Origin of the sequence: Blastococcus sp. LR1 (assembly GCF_020166105.1) — a bacterium.
In the GTDB taxonomy this organism is placed as follows: Bacteria; Actinomycetota; Actinomycetes; order Mycobacteriales; family Geodermatophilaceae; genus Blastococcus.
In genome coordinates this window covers 1-15,970 of sequence record NZ_JAIUJY010000001.1, presented here as the reverse complement: position 1 = coordinate 15,970, position 15,970 = coordinate 1, and the positions used below count along the sequence as shown (strand labels likewise).

The following is a 15,970-nucleotide window of genomic DNA, read 5'->3' as shown; positions in this document are numbered from 1 at the left end:
GAGCAGCTCGTCGCGTGCTCGCAGCGGCACCTCGAGCTGCTCGGCGAGGTGCAGCACCACCTCGCGGTTGGGCTGCGACCGCCCCGTGTCCACGAGGCTCCGGCGTGGGGCGCTGTCACTGAGTGCGTCCCCATCGCTGGGGCCGCGAAGTCCGCTCATGCCGAGCGCTTGGCGCCCCGACTGCTTGACGACTGCCTCACGCGGCCGATCGGCGGCCACCATCTGGAGCCGGCCCCCAACGCCCTCATGCTTGTCAAGCCGTGTGGTAAAACTTATTGCCCCTTACAGTAAGTCATAGTGAGCACTCGAGAGGGTAGAGATGAAGGTAGGTGGCCGGAACTTCGACCTCACGATGCAGGAGGTCGAGGCCCGCATGATCGATGCGGACCCTGAACCGATTCAGAAGCACACGGTCGTGGTCAATGGGCGGATGTTCCCGCCTAAGCAGGTCCTCGGGCACGTCACTGGCTGGGACCGCACAACGTTCACAACCATGGAGGCGCAACGCGTACTGAGCCGGATCGGGTTCGACTGCCTGGACGCGCGTGCAGAGCGGTTCCGCGGATTAGGCCAGTCCGTCATGGACGCCGCCCGCGACTCAGTTCAAGGGGCGATGACCGACCATGGTGACGCACGTTTCGCGCGCGGGTTCAGTGCGGCCGCTGGCATCGCGCTGCGGCAAATCCAGAAGAGGCTCAATGAGTTGAGGGAGCAGATGAAGGGCGAAGGCCTCAGCCAGGCTGAGCAGGCGTTCTACGCCCATCTTGACGAGCTCAAGGCCGAGATCGAAGCCGATTGCGGCCGCTTCTGGCGAGGTAGCGGCGTGGACTGGCGTCCACTCCAGCCTGTGGCCAAGGGTGTCATCCGGCGCACCGACGAAACAGGGTCATAGCCAACCGCCGGTCGGGCAACAGCCCGTTGCCCGACCGGCTCAGCCGTCCCTGGCGCCGCTCAGCGGTGGCGAGTCCCTACGCCTCAGTGCCTGCCCGGGCGTTGGCCGGCCAACTGGACAGGCTTTGGTAGTACTGATCCGCCTCGGGCTTCGCCGCGTATTCAAGAAGTTTTCCAACCTTCTGAGCGAGGACCTCACGTACCTCCTCGGGAGTGGCGAAGAAGAACTCGCGACGCTCGTTGACGCGGTTCAGGCGGCGGGCAGCAAAAGCCTTGTGCAGCTCGTTCTCCAACGTGACGGCGTCGTCGGAGAAGTACAGGGCGTGCACATCGAAGGGGAACGGCACCGAGGCGTCCCCCAGCTCGCGGATGCGGTCCGTCGGCTCCAGCCGGCGGGTCATGCCGATCTTCACGACGCGGTCGCCGAAGGCACCGACGTTGCTGATGATGTACACGTACCCGGCGCGGATGTTGGCCGCGCGGAAGTCGTTCACCTCGATCGCGGCGTCGATCTCAGCCAGCCGCGCCTCGACGTCAGCGACCTCGGCGTCGGCGCCCTGGGCGCGCAGTGCGGCGAGGGTGTTGGCGTAGTGCGCCCGCTCCTTGTCCAGCCTCTCCCGCTGCGCTGCGAGCTCCTGCTCGGCCTTGCGCTCCTCCCGCAGCCGCTCTCGCTCCTCGCGGGCCGCCTCGCGCTCCTCCTGCTGCTTGAACAGGTAGTCGGCGGTGAGCTCCAGCTCGGTGATGCGCAGCGCGTGGTACTCGGGGGAGACGCGCATCTCCATCATCTTGCCCAGCCGGGCGATGGTGCTCGCGGCCGTCTCCAGGCGCTTGGTCGCGGCGACCAGTGCGCCGGCGCGCAGCGCGCGGACGCAGTTGTCGGCCTCGGCGTTGTACGCCCGCAGCATCAGCTTGCTGAAGTCCGCCGTCATCCGTCGGCCGGCCGCCAGGGAGTTGTTGAAGGAGAACCGGTCGGATGCCTCGATCGCCTTGCCGTCCCTGACCGTCTCCTTGACCTGCTCGCGCAACTCGGCCAGGCGCTCCCGGTAGGACTCGGCGTTCTCCAGCGGGTGGTGGTAATTGTAGATGCCCACCTGCTGGAGCAGGCGCGCGTCGTCGAGCTCGACGAAGTCGTCGTCACCGGCCGGGCGTTGCGCTTTGGCCGCCCGCTGCGCTTCGGCGACCCGTTGATCTTCGGTGGCGCGCTGCTCGCGCGCCCGCAGGGTGGCCTGGAACAGGAGTCTGTTCAGCCGTTCCACCTCGGCCTCAAGCTCCGTGACGCGCGCGTCTCTGACCAACGCCGGTGGGGCTGGTGCAGCCGTGGAGACGGTGCGGGTCGATCGCTCGGGAGCCGGGTGGCCGGCGAGCCGCGGACGAGCGTTGTCGGTGCGCTCCGCGGCCGGCGGCGTCAACGCCGCAGGCGCCGGAGCCAGCGAGCCAACCTCGTTCGCTGGCCCCGGGGCAGGGGCCGCGTCCGGCACCCAGAACGCCCATCCCGGCGGCGCTGGCGGCCAGCCCGGCTCGGGTACCCAGCCGTCCGGGGGTACCCACCCAGGAGGTGGGGTGGGCCAGCCGGGAGGGCTGTTGAAGCGAAAGCCGTGCATCTGAGTCGCCTTGCTCTGCGGGTCGGTCAGTGGGCGCGGACGCCGGGCGCCAACGTGATGGGTGTGAGGGCGTGTGGGTTCTTCGACACCACCGCGCCCAGGTGGCGCATGGTCTCGGCCGGCGCCACGCGGCTCAGGTCGACGTCCTCGAACGTGCGCCGGTCGACGGCGGCGGCGACCAGCGGCGTCGCCGTGTCCTTGCCCGTGGCCGGATCGACATGGGAGACCGAGCCCACCAGCGAGATGCTGTCGACCTTCCCGCCGCGGTCGGACTCCCACACCTCGTGCAGGGTCCGCAGCGTCATGTTGTTGATCAGCGCCGCGTACCGCTCCTTCTGCTCCTTCTGCGTCTGGGCAGCGGTGGTGATCTCGTCGCTCGTTCGCACGTACTTGTACTGGCGCACGGTCGGCAGGTCGCCCGGAGCAGGGAACTTCAGCTGGATCGAGAGCTCCTTGGTGTCCGGGTCGTAGCTGTACGACGGCGGCCACGGCCATTCGGCGGGATACACGGAGTTGCCGAAGACGATGCCGAGGTACTCCTCGACCGCGTCCGGAGTGCCGCGTTCGAGGTCGCGGATCAGCTCATCGAGGGAGGCGTTGGCCTCGTCGGCCTCGCGCTGGCGCTGCGCGCACTCCGAGTCGTAGCGTGACCGGTCGAAGGCCAACTTCGACTGCCGGGCGTCCTCGGCGTTCTTGTGCTCGGAGAGCTGGGTGAGCTGCTGCATCGGGATCGCGGCCGCGGCCTGCTGCCACTGCTGGTGCGCCTGCGCGAAGGCAGCCTGGGCAGCGGCCACGGCCTCGGCCTGCTTCTTCTTGCCGCCGAACACCGCGCCCATGCCCCGCGGCGGTTCGGGCTCGACGTACACCGGCTCCGGCGGCGTCTCGATCGGTGCCGGAGCAGGGACCGGGTCGCTGTACCGCGACTCGAACCGTGGGTGTTGAACCTTCGTCCGAAGCCGCTCGAGGTCGACGTAGTCGTCCACGTCGAGGGTCGCGGACAACACGTTGTCGATGTCGGCCAGCTGCAGCGCCAGCTCACCGTTGAGGCGCTCGACCTCAGCCTCGCGGGCGGCGATGTGGAGCTGCTTCTGCTCCTTCTCCAGCATGATCAACTCGCGCTTCTGCACTCGCTCGAGCTGCTGCTGGAGGCGCTCGGCCTCGCGTTGACGGCGCACCTGCTCCTTGCTGGCGGCGGCGAGGGCGCGCTGCCGGTTCTTCTCAGCAACCGCTGCCTGATGTGCCAGCTCGGCGAAGAAGCCGCGCCTGCGTGCCATGGAGTACCTCCGACAAGTCCCCGGCTGCGGCTCCGCGTCCTGGCCGGCGTCAAGCGCCGACTCCGGAGCCGATCCCTAGTTGCCCGGGAGCGTAGGCGACGACCGAGACAGTCCGGGGGCGTTAGCTGGGTTCACGTAGTGCCCGTGTCGGGCCGCGTCCCGCCACCCGTCGCCCGAGGTCGCGAAGATCGGCCATACCGCGACGATTCCGGTCACTCGTTGACGTCGGCGACGCCGTTGCCGTTGAGATCCGAACCTGGCCCGAAGCACTCCTCGACCGTCGCCGTGCCGTCCGAGCAGGGGACCTCGAGGTCGGAGGAGACGTAGCCGTCGCCCGAGCCGCTGGCCGCGTCCTCCTTGGTGCATCCCAGTGAGTCGTCGAAGTACCACCCGGGCGGGCAACCGCCCTCGGCGTCGATGACAGCCCGAGCAGCTTCCTCGGCAGCGCGTTGCGCCGTGGCTGCCTCGACCGCGGCTCGTGCAGCGGCTTCGACGGCGAGCCGCTCAGCCTCGACCCGCTCCGCTTCAACCCGCTGTGCCTCGAGTGCTGCCCGAGCGGCCTGCTCAGACTCAATCTCAAGGCCAGAGGGGCCGGACCACGCGACGGTCGATGAAGGGGCCGCAGTCGACGGGGCAGGATCGGCCGCGGAGCTACAGCCTGCGAGCAGGCCGACGGCGAGCACCGCAAGAGCGGGCATGTGCGAGCGCATGAGAGGACCCCCGGGAGCGCCGGACCCTCATGGACGGCGACGCGGCACGGATGGTGACACGCGGGTCCGACAGAAGCGAGACCGCTGCGTGGCCGGCGGAGGGTCCACCGACAGGCGCGGCGGCGGCCCTCGGAGGCTGATGGTCCCGGTAGTCGTGGACCGGGTCGGACCCACGGCCACCGGCAGACCTCATCAGATGCGCTGACCGTTCGGGTCGACGATGCAGACCTGCTCGTGCGGCAGATGTCTGAACCGGATCGCGGGGTTCAGGTGGAGGCGACGGAGTCCGCCAGCGTTCAGATCCCGACCGCGCGGGGACCGTGAGGAAGACGCTGAGACCCGCGGCGGCGCGCGCAGCGTCCTGGTCCTGCACGGTAAAACATGGCGGTGGCGAGCTGGGTCAGGGTGGTGGCCGTGGCCGGAGAAGCGGTCATAGATCGTTTCGACCTCTGGCTGCCCCGGAAGTCATCGTCGGATGCGCGCGAGGGCCGGCGCCGATCGTGCAGGATCACGGCCCATGACCGAGGAGTCCGTGCCGCCGGCCACGGGGCGGGCCGAGCGTGAGGGGCTGTTCGACGCGCTCGTCGACGCCCCGGGCCTCCGCGCCCAGGTGGGCATCGGCCTGCCGGTGCGGCCGCTGGAGGTCGACGGGGTACCGCGGTACCCGAGCCGCGGGGTGACGGTCGACCAGGCTCTGGGTTTCTCGGCACGTGGCATGCGCCGGTTCCTGCTCAGCTTCGACGTGTGCTGCGAGCTCACCGAGGAGCGGTTCCACCGCATCGTCACGGCGGAGCGGGAGCTCCTCGAGGACCAGAGCTCGTTCGAGGGGACGGAGGCGGATCTCGTCCTCTACGGACGCCGGCAGGGCGCAGTCGACCACCGGTTGCTGGCCGTCGTCCTTGCCCGACACGTCCACGAGGCATCGAGAGCGCGTCGGTGAGGATGGGCCGATGACCGATCCGTTCGCATCGCTCGCGGGCGAGCACGGGCTGGAGGACCGCCCGGGCACGTCGCCCGACGGCCTGCCCGAGCGGTACCTGTACTCGCCGGACATGGTGTTCCGCTACGCGTTCGGGCGCTGGTGGGGCGAGGCGGACCTCGCGTCCACCGTGGTCTGGGTCCTGCTCAATCCCGCGACCGGCGACACCGAGAAGCGCCGCCGTCCGACGCTGGACCGGTGCATCGGCCGGTCCCGGGAGATGGGCGCGAGCGGGCTGCTGATCGTGAACCTGTTCGCGGTCCGCCACACCGATCCGAAGATGATCCGGTCCGTCGACGATCCGGTCGGCCCGGCCGGGGACGACGCCCTCCGGGTCTTCACCGCCGCGGGCCAGGCGACCGTCGCGGCGTGGGGGAGTCACGGTTCGTGGCGAGGTCGATCGGCCGAAGTGGGGTCCCTGCTCGACGACCCGCTGTGTCTGGGCACGACCGCCAGCGGGGAGCCGCGGCATCCGCTGTACGTGCGCGCGGACGCCCCGCTGGGCCCGTGGCGGCCACCGACGGGCTGAGTCAGGCGACGGTCGCGAACAGCGGGGTCGCGCCGGCGATGTCGACCAGCCGGCGCACAGGGTTCGACGGCCGGCGCAGTTCGGGGATCCGGCCGGCCCGGCGGGCCGCCTCGGTCTCCCGGACCACGAGTCGCAGACCGCGGCAGTCGAGGAAGGTGGCCGCGGACGCGTCGACGGCGACCGCGTCACCGTGGCGGTGCTCGGAGGCGTCCCAGAGGGCGACCACCGTGGAGTCGACCTCGCCGCGCAGGCGCAGCACGGGACCCGCCTCCTCGTCGACGAGGTCGATGGCGCCGAACGGCTCGATGATCTGCACAGCGGGCTCCTCTCGTCCGGCGTGCTTCGCCGGACAGGAGCTGACAGTGCCTGTGGGTACTGACAGTTTGGCGTTCGGTAACTGGGAACCGGCTGGGAAACCCGGCATGAACGTTCATGCATGACCGTGTATGGTCATTCATCGTGGACGCGCAGACGTGGACGGTCGGGGTCACCGGCGCCACCGGGTACGCGGGGGGAGAGGTGTGCCGGCTGCTGGCCGGGCATCCGAACCTCACGCTGGCCGGGGTGCATGCCAACTCGAGCGCCGGCCGACGCCTCGGTGAGCTGCAGCCGCACCTGCTGCCCTTCGCGGACATGGAGGTGCAGCCCAGCGACGCGGCGAGCCTCACCGGCTACGACGTCGTCGTCCTGGCGCTGCCGCACGGCGAGTCCGCGGTGATCGCCGACCAGCTGCCCGCCGAGACGCTGGTCATCGACTGCGGCGCCGACCACCGGCTGAACGACCCCGCCGCCTGGGCCCGCTGGTACGGCGGCGTGCACGCCGGCACCTGGCCCTACGGCCTCCCGGAGCTCCCCGGCCAGCGGGAGAAGCTGGCCGGCGCCACCCGGGTCGCCGTCCCCGGCTGCTACCCGACCTCGGTCACCCTCGCGATGGCCCCGGCGCTGGCCGCCGGGATCGTCGAGCCCGACGTCGTCGTCGTCGCGGCCAGCGGCACCTCGGGCGCCGGCAAGTCGCCCAAGGCGCACCTGCTCGGCAGCGAGGTCATGGGCGCGGCCAGCGCCTACGGCGTCGGGGGAGTGCACCGGCACACCCCCGAGATGATCCAGGGACTGTCGCAGGTCGCCGGCTCCGACGTCAGCGTCAGCTTCACGCCGACGCTGGTGCCGATGAGCCGGGGCATCCTCGCCACCTGCTCGGCGAAGCTGAAGCCCGGTGTCGACGCCGAGGTCGCCCGCGCCGCCTACGCACAGGCCTACGCGGACGAGCCGTTCGTCCACCTGCTGCCCGAGGGCCAGTGGCCCACCACGGCGCAGGTCCTTGGCGCCAACACCGTCGCCGTGCAGATCGCCGTCGACGCCGACGCGAACCGCCTGGTCGTCGTCGCCGCCGTCGACAACCTCACCAAGGGCACCGGGGGAGCGGCGATCCAGTGCGCCAACCTCGCCCTGGGCCTGCCCGAGACCACCGGCCTCCCGCTCGTAGGAGTCGCACCGTGAGCACCACAGCCCCGAAGGGCTTCTCAGCCGCCGGCGTCGCCGCGGGCCTGAAGTCGAGCGGTGACCTCGACGTCGCCGTCGTCCTCAACACCGGCCCGGACGACGCCGCAGCCGCCGTCTTCACCACCAACCGGTTCCCGGCCGCGCCCGTGCAGTGGAGCCGCCAGGTGCTCGCCGGCCAGCGGGCGCGCGCCGTCGTCCTCAACTCCGGTGGCGCCAACGCCTGCACCGGGCCCGAGGGCTTCCAGGACACCCACGCCACCGCCGAGCACGCCGCGGACGCCCTCGACATCGGCGCGATCGACGTCGCCGTCGCCAGCACGGGGCTCATCGGCATGCGGCTGCCGATGGACAAGCTCACCGCCGGGGTCTCCGACGCCGTCGCCAAGCTCAGCGAGGACGGCGGCGCCGACGCCGCCCGCGCGATCATGACCACCGACAGCGTGCCGAAGACGACGACCCAGCAGCGGGACGGCTGGACCGTCGGCGGCATGGCCAAGGGCGCGGGCATGCTCGCCCCGAGCCTGGCCACGATGCTCGTCGTCGTCACCACCGACGCGACCGCCGACCCGGACGTGCTGCAGCGGGCGCTCAAGGCGGCCACCGCCGTCAGCTTCGAGCGGGTCGACTCCGACGGCTGCCTCTCGACCAACGACACGGTGCTCGTGATGGCCAACGGCGCAGCCGGGGTCACGCCGTCCGAGGAGGAGCTGACCGAGGCGCTCACCGCCGCGTGCACAGACCTCGCCATGCAGCTGCTCGCCGACGCCGAGGGCTCCACCAAGGACATCGCGATCACCGTCCGGAACGCGGCCACCGTCGACGACGCGCTCACCGCCGGCCGGGCCTGCGCCCGGAACAACCTGCTCAAGACGGCGCTCTTCGGCAACGACCCCAACTGGGGCCGGGTGCTCGCCGCCATCGGCACCACCGACGCCGCCTTCGAGGCCGACCAGGTCGACGTCACCATCAACGGCGTCACCGTCTGCCGGGGCGGCTCCATCGGCGACCCGCGCGAGGGCGTCGACCTCTCCGACCGGGCGATCACCATCGACGTCGACCTCAAGGCCGGCAGCGAGCAGGCCACGGTCTGGACCAACGACCTGTCCATCGCCTACGTGCACGAGAACTCGGCGTACTCGACGTGACCCAGGACGCCGCACCCCAGGATCCGACCCCGCCGAACGTGCGGGTCGACGAGCACGCACCGCCGCCGAAGCTGCCCCGCACCGTCGGCACGCACCGGGTCATGCGCACCCACGACCCCGAGGGTGACGCCGCCAAGGTCGCCGTCCTCACCGGGGCGCTGCCCTGGCTCAAGGAGTTCCACGGCAAGGTCGTCGTCATCAAGTACGGCGGCCACGCCATGGTCGACGACGAGTGCCGCCGCGCCTTCGCCGAGGACATGGTCTTCCTGCGGACCTGCGGCATCCTGCCGGTCGTCGTGCACGGCGGCGGCCCGCAGATCAGCGCGATGCTCGGGAAGCTCGGTATCGCCAGCGAATTCCGCGGCGGCCTGCGGGTCACCACCCCCGAGACGATCGACGTCGTCCGGATGGTGCTCACCGGCCAGGTCGGCCCCGACATCGTCGGCCTGATCAACCAGCACGGGCCGATGGCCGTGCACCTCTCCGGCGAGGACGGCGGGCTGTTCACCGCCGCCCGCACGCAGGCGGTCGTCGACGGCGAGCGGGTCGACATCGGCCTGGTCGGCGACGTCGTCTCGGTCGACACCACCCCTGTCACCGCGCTGCTCGAGGCCGGGCACATCCCGGTGGTCGCCAGCGTCGCCCCCGATGCCGACGGCGTGGTGCACAACGTCAACGCCGACACCGCGGCGGCAGCGCTCGCCTCGGCGCTCGGCGCGGTGAAGATGGTCGTCCTCACCGACGTCGAGGGGCTCTACGCCAACTGGCCCGACCGCGACTCGCTCGTCCAGCAGATCGACGCCACCGAGCTGGCCACGATCCTGCCCACGCTGGACGCCGGGATGATCCCGAAGATGGCCGCCTGCCTGCGGGCGGTCGAGGGCGGCGTGAAGCGGGCGACCGTCGTCGACGGCCGGACCCCGCACGCACTGCTGCTCGAGACGTTCACCACCGAAGGCACCGGGACGATGGTCGTTCCGGCGAAGAACCAGAAGGAGGGGTCAGCATGACGACGCACACGGAGGAGCTGGCCCGCCGCTGGTCAGCGGTGATGATGAGCAACTACAAGGTGCCGCCGGTCGCGCTCGCCTCCGGCGCCGGGGCCACCGTTACCGACGTCGACGGCCGCGAGTACACCGACCTGCTGGGCGGTATCGCGACGACGATCCTCGGCCACGCGCACCCCAAGGTCGTCGAGGCCATCACCACCCAGGCCGGGAAGCTCGGGCACGTCTCCAACCTGGCCATGCACGAGCCGGGCGTCCTGCTCGCCGAGCGGCTGCTCGAGCTCGCCGGCCGCCCCGGCCGCGTCTTCTTCTGCAACTCGGGCGCCGAGGCCAACGAGGCGGCCTTCAAGCTCAGCCGGCTCACCGGCCGCCCGCAGGTGATCACCGCCGAGGGGGCGTTCCACGGCCGCACCATGGGCGCGCTGGCCCTCACCGGCCAGCCCTCCAAGGCGGCCGCTTTCGCGCCGCTGCCCGGCGGCGTCTCCTACGTGCCCTACGGGGACGCCGACGCGCTGGCCGGCGCTGTGTCGGATCAGACCGCGATGGTGCTGCTCGAGCCGATGCTGGGGGAGGGCGGTGTCCTGCCCGCCCCCGCCGGCTACCTGGCGGCTGCCGAGGCGGCGGCGAAGGACGCTGGCGCGCTCTTCGCCCTCGACGAGGTGCAGACCGGCATCGGCCGCACCGGGCAGTGGTTCGCCTCCCAGGCGGATGGCCTGCACCCCGACGTCATCACGCTGGCCAAGGCGCTCGGCGGCGGCCTGCCGATCGGCGCGATGCTCGCCTTCGGCGAGGCCGCGGACCTGCTGACGGCGGGCTCGCACGGCTCCACCTTCGGCGGCAACCCGATCGCCGCCGCGGCCGCGCTCGCCGTGATCGACACGATCCGCGACGAGGGCCTGCTCGAGCGTGCCAAGGAGATCGAGCACCGGTTCACCACCGGCATCGAGGCGCTCGGCCACGCCGGCATCAGCGGCGTCCGGGGGAGGGGCGCGCTGCTCGGCATCGTGCTGACCGCCGACGTCGCCGCGCAGGTGGAGGCGAACCTGCGCGACGCCGGCTTCCTCGTCAACGCCGTGGCCCCGGGCGTCGTCCGGCTCGCCCCGCCCCTCGTCCTCACCGACGCCCAGGTCGACGCGTTCGTCGCGGCGCTCCCTGCGGCCCTCGATCCCGCACTGGAGACCCAGCAGTGACCCGGCACTTCCTCAAGGACGACGACCTCAGCCCGGCCGAGCAGGCCGAGGTCCTGGCGCTCGCCGCCTCCCTCAAGGCCGGCCGGGGCACGGCCGAGGCGCCCACTCCGCTGCGCGCCGCCAACGGCACCCCGCGCCCGGTCGCCGTGCTCTTCGACAAGCCCTCGACGCGCACCCGGGTGTCGTTCTCCGTGGGCGTCACCGAGCTCGGCGGCTTCCCGCTGGTGATCGACGCCGGCAGCAGCCAGCTCGGCCGCGGCGAGTCGGTGGAGGACACCGCCCGCGTGCTGGACCGGCAGGTCGCCGCCATCGTGTGGCGCACCTTCGGTCAGGACCGCATCGAGGCCATGGCGTCGATGAGCCGGGTGCCGGTGGTCAACGCACTCACCGACGAGTACCACCCGTGCCAGATCCTGGCCGACCTGCAGACCGTGATCGAGCACAAGGGCCCGCTGGCTGGCCGCTCGATGACCTACCTGGGCGACGGCGCCAACAACATGGCGCACTCCTACCTGCTCGGCGGCGCGACCGCCGGCATGCACGTGCGGATCGGCTCGCCGGATTCCTTCCAGCCCGACCCCGCGGTGCTCGAGCGGGCTGCCGAGATCGCCGCGGAGACCGGCGGCTCGGTCGGCTGGACCGCGGACGCCGCGGCCGCGGCGGACGGCGCCGACGTCCTGGTCACCGACACCTGGGTCTCGATGGGGCAGGAGGGCGAGTACGACACCCGGATCGCGCCGTTCCTGCCCTACGCCGTGGACGAGGCGGCGCTCGCCCGGGCCGCGGACGACGCCGTCGTCCTGCACTGCCTGCCGGCCTACCGCGGCAAGGAGATCGCCGCAGACGTCATCGACGGCCCGCAGAGCGCGGTCTGGGACGAGGCGGAGAACCGGCTGCACGCCCAGAAGGCCGTTCTGACCTGGCTCCTGGAGCGTTCGTGACGAGACACCGGGAGCACGCATGACCTCCGCCGTCGGCCGCTCCGCGCGCCAGGCCCGGATCCGCGGGCTGATCGAGGCCCAGCCGGTCAACTCGCAGACCCAGCTCGCGGCGCTGCTGGCCCAGTCGGGCATCGAGGTCACCCAGGCCACGCTGTCGCGTGACCTGGAGGAGCTCGGGGCGGTCAAGCTGCGCGGCTCCGACGGCGCCCCGGCGTCCTACGTCGTCCCGCCGGAGAACGCTCCGCTGAGACCGGCCCAGACGGCGCCGGCCCGGCTGACCCGGCTCCTGGCCGACCTGCTCACCAGCGCCGAGGGCAGCGCCAACCTCGCGGTGCTCCGCACCCCGCCCGGCGCGGCCCAGTTCCTGGCCTCCGCACTGGACAAGGTGGGCCTCCCCGACGTGCTGGGCACCATCGCGGGGGACGACACTCTGCTGGTCGTCTCCCGGGCCCCCGACGGCGGGCCCGCCCTGGCCGACCGGCTCCGCGCGCTCGCGCAGCGCACGCCGGCCGTCTATCCCGAACTGAGCGCAGACCTGGAAGAGGAACCCGGCACGTGAGCAGCTCCGCACCTGGATCGCAGACCCGGCTCTGGGGCGGTCGCTTCGGCGGCGGCCCGTCGCCGGCGATGGCGGCGCTGAGCAAGTCCACCCACTTCGACTGGCAGCTCGCGCCCTTCGACCTTGCCGGATCGCGTGCTCACGCCCGCGTGCTGCACCGCGCCGGCCTGCTCGCCGACGACGAGCTCGAGCAGATGCTCGGCGCCCTCCGCGAGCTCTCCACCGAGGTCGCCGACGGCACCTTCACCGCGATCGACTCCGACGAGGACGTGCACGAGGCCCTCGAGCGTGGCCTGACCGAGAAGCTCGGTGAGCTCGGCGGCAAGCTTCGCGCCGGCCGCAGCCGCAACGACCAGATCGCCACCGATCTGCGGCTCTACCTGCGCCACCACGTGCGCACGCTGGTGGGGGAGCTGTCCTCGCTGGAGTTCGCGCTGCTCGGGCTGGCCGAGCGCTACTCCGACGTCGCCGCACCCGGCATGACGCACCTGCAGCACGCCCAGCCGGTGCTGATCGCCCACCAGCTGCTGGCGCACGCGCACTCCATCGCCCGCGACGTCGACCGGCTGCGGGACTGGGACAAGCGCGCCGCCGTGAGCCCCTACGGCTCGGGTGCCCTGGCCGGTTCCTCGCTGCCGCTGGACCCCGACGCCGTCGCCGCCGAGCTCGGGTTCGACCGGGCGTCGGAGAACTCGATCGACGGCGTCAGCGACCGCGACTTCGCGGCGGAGTTCTGCTTCGTCGCCGCGCTGCTCGGCGTCCACCTCTCCCGGCTGGGGGAGGAGGTCGTGCTCTGGACGTCGACCGAGTTCGGCTGGGCCCGCCTCGACGACGCCTGGGCGACCGGGTCGTCGATCATGCCGCAGAAGAAGAACCCCGACATCGCCGAGCTGGCCCGCGGGAAGTCGGGCCGCTTCGTCGGCAACCTGACCGGCCTGCTCACGATGCTCAAGGGCCTGCCGCTGGCCTACGACCGCGACCTGCAGGAGGACAAGGAGCCGGTCTTCGACTCCATGGAGCAGCTGCTCCTCCTGCTGCCCGCGGTCACCGGGATGATGGCGACGCTGACGCTGCGCCCGGAGGTGCTCGAGGCCGCCGCCCCGCAGGGCTTCGCGCTGGCCACCGACGTCGCCGAGTGGCTGGTCCGCCAGGGCGTGCCGTTCCGCTCGGCGCACGAGATCAGCGGGTCGATGGTCGCCTTCTGCGAGGAGGCCGGCCTCGAGCTCGACCAGCTCGACGACGACCAGCTCGCCGGCATCGACGAGCGCCTGACGCCGGACGTCCGGTCGGTGCTGTCGGTGAGCGGAGCGCTCGCCGCCCGCAGCACCCGCGGGGGCACCGCACCGGTGCGGGTGGCCGAGCAGATGACCGCGCTGAAGGCGCTGGCCACTCAGCACGCCGACTGGGCGCTGTCCTCGCCGGTGGCGCCGGCCCTCTGAGCGTGTCCGACCAGTCCCGGCCCGAGCCGGGTCCCCTCGTCCGCGAGCAGGACCTGCTCGGGCCGATCGACGTCGTGGCACGGTCACTGCTCGGCTGCTGGGTGGTGACCGAGCGGCCGGAGGGTGCCGTGGCGCTGCGGCTGACCGAGGTCGAGGCGTACTCCGGCTCGGGGGTCGACCCGGCCGCGCACTCGCACCGGGGGCCCACGCCGCGCGCGGCGATCATGTTCGGCCCGCCCGGGCGGCTCTACGTGTACTTCTCCTACGGCGTGCACTGGTGCGCCAACGTCGTCGTCGGCCCGGAGGGCGACGGCGAGGCGGTGCTGCTGCGCGCCGGTGAGGTCGTGGTGGGGGAGGAGCTCGCCCGCTCCCGCCGTCCGGCCGCCCGTTCGCCGCGGGACCTCGCCGGAGGTCCGGCCCGGCTGACCCAGGCTCTCGCCATCGGACGCGACGACCTGGACACGGACCTGCTGGCTCCGGCCTCCCCGGTACGGCTGCACAGGGGGCCGCCGCCGGTGGCGGTCTCGGCCGGACCGCGCGTCGGGATCAGCGTCGCGACCGATCTCCCGTGGCGCTTCTGGGAGACCGGCGCGCCCTCGGTGAGCGCGTTCCGCGCGGGTGGCAAGCCGCGGCGCCGCACCACCGCCGCAGACTGATCAGGCAGGATCGCAGCCGTGACCGACGTGATCGACGAACTGCACCGCCGTGGGCTGATCGCCCAGAGCACCGACGAGGCCGCCCTCCGGGAGCACCTCGCCGAGGGATCGGTCGCCTTCTACTGCGGGGTCGACCCGACGGCGCCGAGCCTGCACGTCGGCCACCTCGTCCAGTACATGGTGATGCGGGCACTGCAGCGGGCCGGCCATCAGCCGGTGGTGCTGGTCGGTGGTGCCACCGGTCTGATCGGCGATCCGCGGCCGACCGCCGAGCGTCAGCTCAACGACCCGGAGGTCGTCGCCGGCTGGGTGGCGAGCATCCGGTCGCAGGTGGCGCCGCTCCTGGAGCTCCCCGCGGAGACCGACGGGCTGAAGGGACCGATCTACGTCGACAACCTCGACTGGACCGGGCAGCTGTCGGCGATCGACTTCCTGCGTGACGTCGGCAAGCACTTCCGGGTGAGTCAGATGCTGGCGAAGGAGGCCGTGTCGGCCCGGCTGAACTCCGAGGCCGGCATCAGCTACACCGAGTTCAGCTACCAGATCCTGCAGGCCAACGACTTCCGCGAGCTGCACCAGCGGCACGGGGTCACGCTCCAGACCGGCGGCTCGGACCAGTGGGGCAACCTCACCGCGGGCATCGACCTGGTCCGCCGCACCGGGGGAGCGAAGGTGCATGCCCTGTCCACCCCGCTGGTGACCAAGTCCGACGGCACCAAGTTCGGCAAGACCGAGGGCGGCGCCGTCTGGCTCGACCCGTCGCTGACATCGCCCTACGCCTTCTTCCAGTTCTGGCTCAACGCCGACGACGCCGACGCCCGGGCCTGGCTGCCCCTGTACTCGGAGCGGCCCGCCGAGGAGGTCGCGGCGCTGATCGCGGAGAGCGTGGAGCGGCCGGCTGCTCGAGCTGCCCAGCGGGCGCTGGCAGAGGAGCTGACCCTCTTGGTGCACGGCCCGGAGCAGCTCCGTCAGGCGGAGGCCGCCGGCCGTGCCCTGTTCGGGCGCGAGGACCTGGCGTCGCTCGACGCGGGCACCTTGACCGCCGCGCTGCAGGAGGCCGGGAGCATCACCGTGGACGGAGAGCTGCCGACCGTCGCCCAGCTGCTACAGCAGACCGGTCTCGTGAGCTCGCTGTCCGAGGCGAGGCGCACCGTGAAGGAGGGCGGCGCCTACGTGAACAACGAGCGGGTCACGGACGGCGATCTGGTCCCGGGGGAAGACGCCTGGCTGCCCGGCGGCTGGCTCGTCCTGCGGCGCGGACGGCGCTCGATCGCCGGCGTCCGCAGGGGTGCCTGACGCTCCGACGGCCTCGTGATCATGGGGTGGCGGGCGTCACCGACCCCCGGGTTTGACCCCGCCGACATGGCCGTGTAACTTTCTCTCTGCGCCGCGCGGCCCGGAAGGGCCGCCGGACCGGGCCCCGCGTCTAGCGGGTCGACCGGAAACCGGCGTAGAGTTGGACATCCAGCCAGTGACGGAGCCCGTGAGGGTCGAGTTTCTGCGCGTCCGCTCCTTGAGAACTCAACAGCGTGCCGAAAGTCAGTGCCAA

16 protein-coding genes are annotated in these 15,970 nt (G+C 71.9%); 12 read left to right on the top strand and 4 right to left on the bottom strand.

Annotation, left to right across the window (positions count from 1 at the left end):
* Positions 1-352: 352 nt before the first annotated feature.
* Entirely contained in the window at positions 353-892 is a 540-nt protein-coding gene (locus tag LBW97_RS00080; protein ID WP_224497367.1) for a hypothetical protein, read from the top strand.
* A 76-nt stretch (positions 893-968) separates the two neighbouring features.
* On the opposite strand, the gene LBW97_RS00075 is transcribed toward LBW97_RS00080, so the two are convergent.
* The 3 genes from LBW97_RS00075 to LBW97_RS00065 form a co-directional block, all read right to left on the bottom strand.
* The gene (locus tag LBW97_RS00075; protein ID WP_224497366.1) at positions 969-2,147 is read right to left on the bottom strand and encodes a DUF4041 domain-containing protein; all 1,179 of its coding nucleotides are present in this window, start codon (positions 2,145-2,147) and stop codon (positions 969-971) included.
* 371 nt (positions 2,148-2,518) lie between these two features.
* Complete coding sequence (locus LBW97_RS00070) at positions 2,519-3,766, bottom strand: hypothetical protein (protein WP_224497365.1); 1,248 nt, start codon at positions 3,764-3,766, stop codon at positions 2,519-2,521.
* 212 nt (positions 3,767-3,978) lie between these two features.
* Positions 3,979-4,476 carry a hypothetical protein gene (locus LBW97_RS00065; RefSeq protein ID WP_224497364.1) on the bottom strand — a complete coding sequence of 166 codons (498 nt, stop codon included), beginning with the start codon at positions 4,474-4,476 and terminating at the stop codon, positions 3,979-3,981.
* Between the two features lie 517 nt (positions 4,477-4,993).
* On the opposite strand from LBW97_RS00065, the gene LBW97_RS00060 reads away from it, so the two are divergent.
* Both LBW97_RS00060 and LBW97_RS00055 read left to right on the top strand, forming a co-directional pair.
* Positions 4,994-5,416, top strand: a complete 423-nt coding sequence (locus LBW97_RS00060; protein ID WP_224497363.1) for a hypothetical protein — start codon at positions 4,994-4,996, stop codon at positions 5,414-5,416.
* A 10-nt stretch (positions 5,417-5,426) separates the two neighbouring features.
* Complete coding sequence (locus LBW97_RS00055; RefSeq protein WP_224497362.1) at positions 5,427-5,984, top strand: DUF1643 domain-containing protein; 558 nt, start codon at positions 5,427-5,429, stop codon at positions 5,982-5,984.
* 1 nt (position 5,985) lies between these two features.
* Here the strand turns inward: LBW97_RS00055 and LBW97_RS00050 are convergent, their stop codons facing one another.
* A complete protein-coding gene (locus LBW97_RS00050; RefSeq protein WP_224497361.1) occupies positions 5,986-6,300 on the bottom strand; it encodes an STAS domain-containing protein in 315 nt (104 codons plus the stop codon).
* 143 nt (positions 6,301-6,443) lie between these two features.
* Here LBW97_RS00050 and argC point away from each other — a divergent pair, with 143 nt between their 5' ends.
* Genes argC through tyrS form a run of 9 tightly spaced genes read left to right on the top strand, consistent with a single transcriptional unit; the run spans position 6,444 to position 15,717 of the window.
* Positions 6,444-7,481: an N-acetyl-gamma-glutamyl-phosphate reductase gene (gene argC, locus LBW97_RS00045; RefSeq protein WP_224497360.1), complete on the top strand. Its 1,038-nt coding sequence runs from the start codon at positions 6,444-6,446 to the stop codon at positions 7,479-7,481.
* Complete coding sequence (gene argJ, locus LBW97_RS00040; protein ID WP_224497359.1) at positions 7,478-8,629, top strand: bifunctional glutamate N-acetyltransferase/amino-acid acetyltransferase ArgJ; 1,152 nt, start codon at positions 7,478-7,480, stop codon at positions 8,627-8,629. The genes argC and argJ overlap by 4 nt, the downstream gene beginning before the upstream one ends.
* On the top strand, positions 8,626-9,639 hold the full coding sequence (gene argB, locus LBW97_RS00035) for an acetylglutamate kinase (protein ID WP_224497358.1): 1,014 nt from the start codon (positions 8,626-8,628) through the stop codon (positions 9,637-9,639). Before argJ ends, argB begins: the two co-directional genes overlap by 4 nt.
* Positions 9,636-10,826: an acetylornithine transaminase gene (locus LBW97_RS00030; protein ID WP_224497357.1), complete on the top strand. Its 1,191-nt coding sequence runs from the start codon at positions 9,636-9,638 to the stop codon at positions 10,824-10,826. The genes argB and LBW97_RS00030 overlap by 4 nt, the downstream gene beginning before the upstream one ends.
* Positions 10,823-11,767, top strand: coding sequence for an ornithine carbamoyltransferase (gene argF / locus LBW97_RS00025; protein WP_224497356.1), 945 nt, complete (start codon positions 10,823-10,825; stop codon positions 11,765-11,767). Before LBW97_RS00030 ends, argF begins: the two co-directional genes overlap by 4 nt.
* 19 nt (positions 11,768-11,786) lie before the next feature.
* Positions 11,787-12,326, top strand: a complete 540-nt coding sequence (locus LBW97_RS00020) for an arginine repressor (protein ID WP_224497355.1) — start codon at positions 11,787-11,789, stop codon at positions 12,324-12,326.
* Positions 12,323-13,765, top strand: coding sequence for an argininosuccinate lyase (gene argH, locus LBW97_RS00015; RefSeq protein ID WP_224497354.1), 1,443 nt, complete (start codon positions 12,323-12,325; stop codon positions 13,763-13,765). The genes LBW97_RS00020 and argH overlap by 4 nt, the downstream gene beginning before the upstream one ends.
* 2 nt (positions 13,766-13,767) lie before the next feature.
* Positions 13,768-14,421 (top strand): DNA-3-methyladenine glycosylase, encoded by a 654-nt coding sequence (locus LBW97_RS00010; RefSeq protein ID WP_224497353.1) that lies wholly within the window; start codon positions 13,768-13,770, stop codon positions 14,419-14,421.
* 18 nt (positions 14,422-14,439) lie between these two features.
* Entirely contained in the window at positions 14,440-15,717 is a 1,278-nt protein-coding gene (gene tyrS / locus LBW97_RS00005; protein ID WP_224497352.1) for a tyrosine--tRNA ligase, read from the top strand.
* The last annotated feature ends 253 nt before the right edge of the window (positions 15,718-15,970 follow it).

Bases quoted from the DNA above. Each gene is read 5' to 3' on its own strand.
- LBW97_RS00080 (WP_224497367.1), top strand. From the start codon at position 353: ATGCAGGAGGTCGAGGCCCGCATGATCGATGCGGACCCTGAACCGATT.
- LBW97_RS00070 (WP_224497365.1), bottom strand. From the start codon at position 3,766: ATGGCACGCAGGCGCGGCTTCTTCGCCGAGCTGGCACATCAGGCAGCG.
- LBW97_RS00065 (WP_224497364.1), bottom strand. From the start codon at position 4,476: ATGCGCTCGCACATGCCCGCTCTTGCGGTGCTCGCCGTCGGCCTGCTC.
- LBW97_RS00060 (WP_224497363.1), top strand. From the start codon at position 4,994: ATGACCGAGGAGTCCGTGCCGCCGGCCACGGGGCGGGCCGAGCGTGAG.
- LBW97_RS00055 (WP_224497362.1), top strand. From the start codon at position 5,427: ATGACCGATCCGTTCGCATCGCTCGCGGGCGAGCACGGGCTGGAGGAC.
- LBW97_RS00030 (WP_224497357.1), top strand. From the start codon at position 9,636: ATGACGACGCACACGGAGGAGCTGGCCCGCCGCTGGTCAGCGGTGATG.
- LBW97_RS00020 (WP_224497355.1), top strand. From the start codon at position 11,787: ATGACCTCCGCCGTCGGCCGCTCCGCGCGCCAGGCCCGGATCCGCGGG.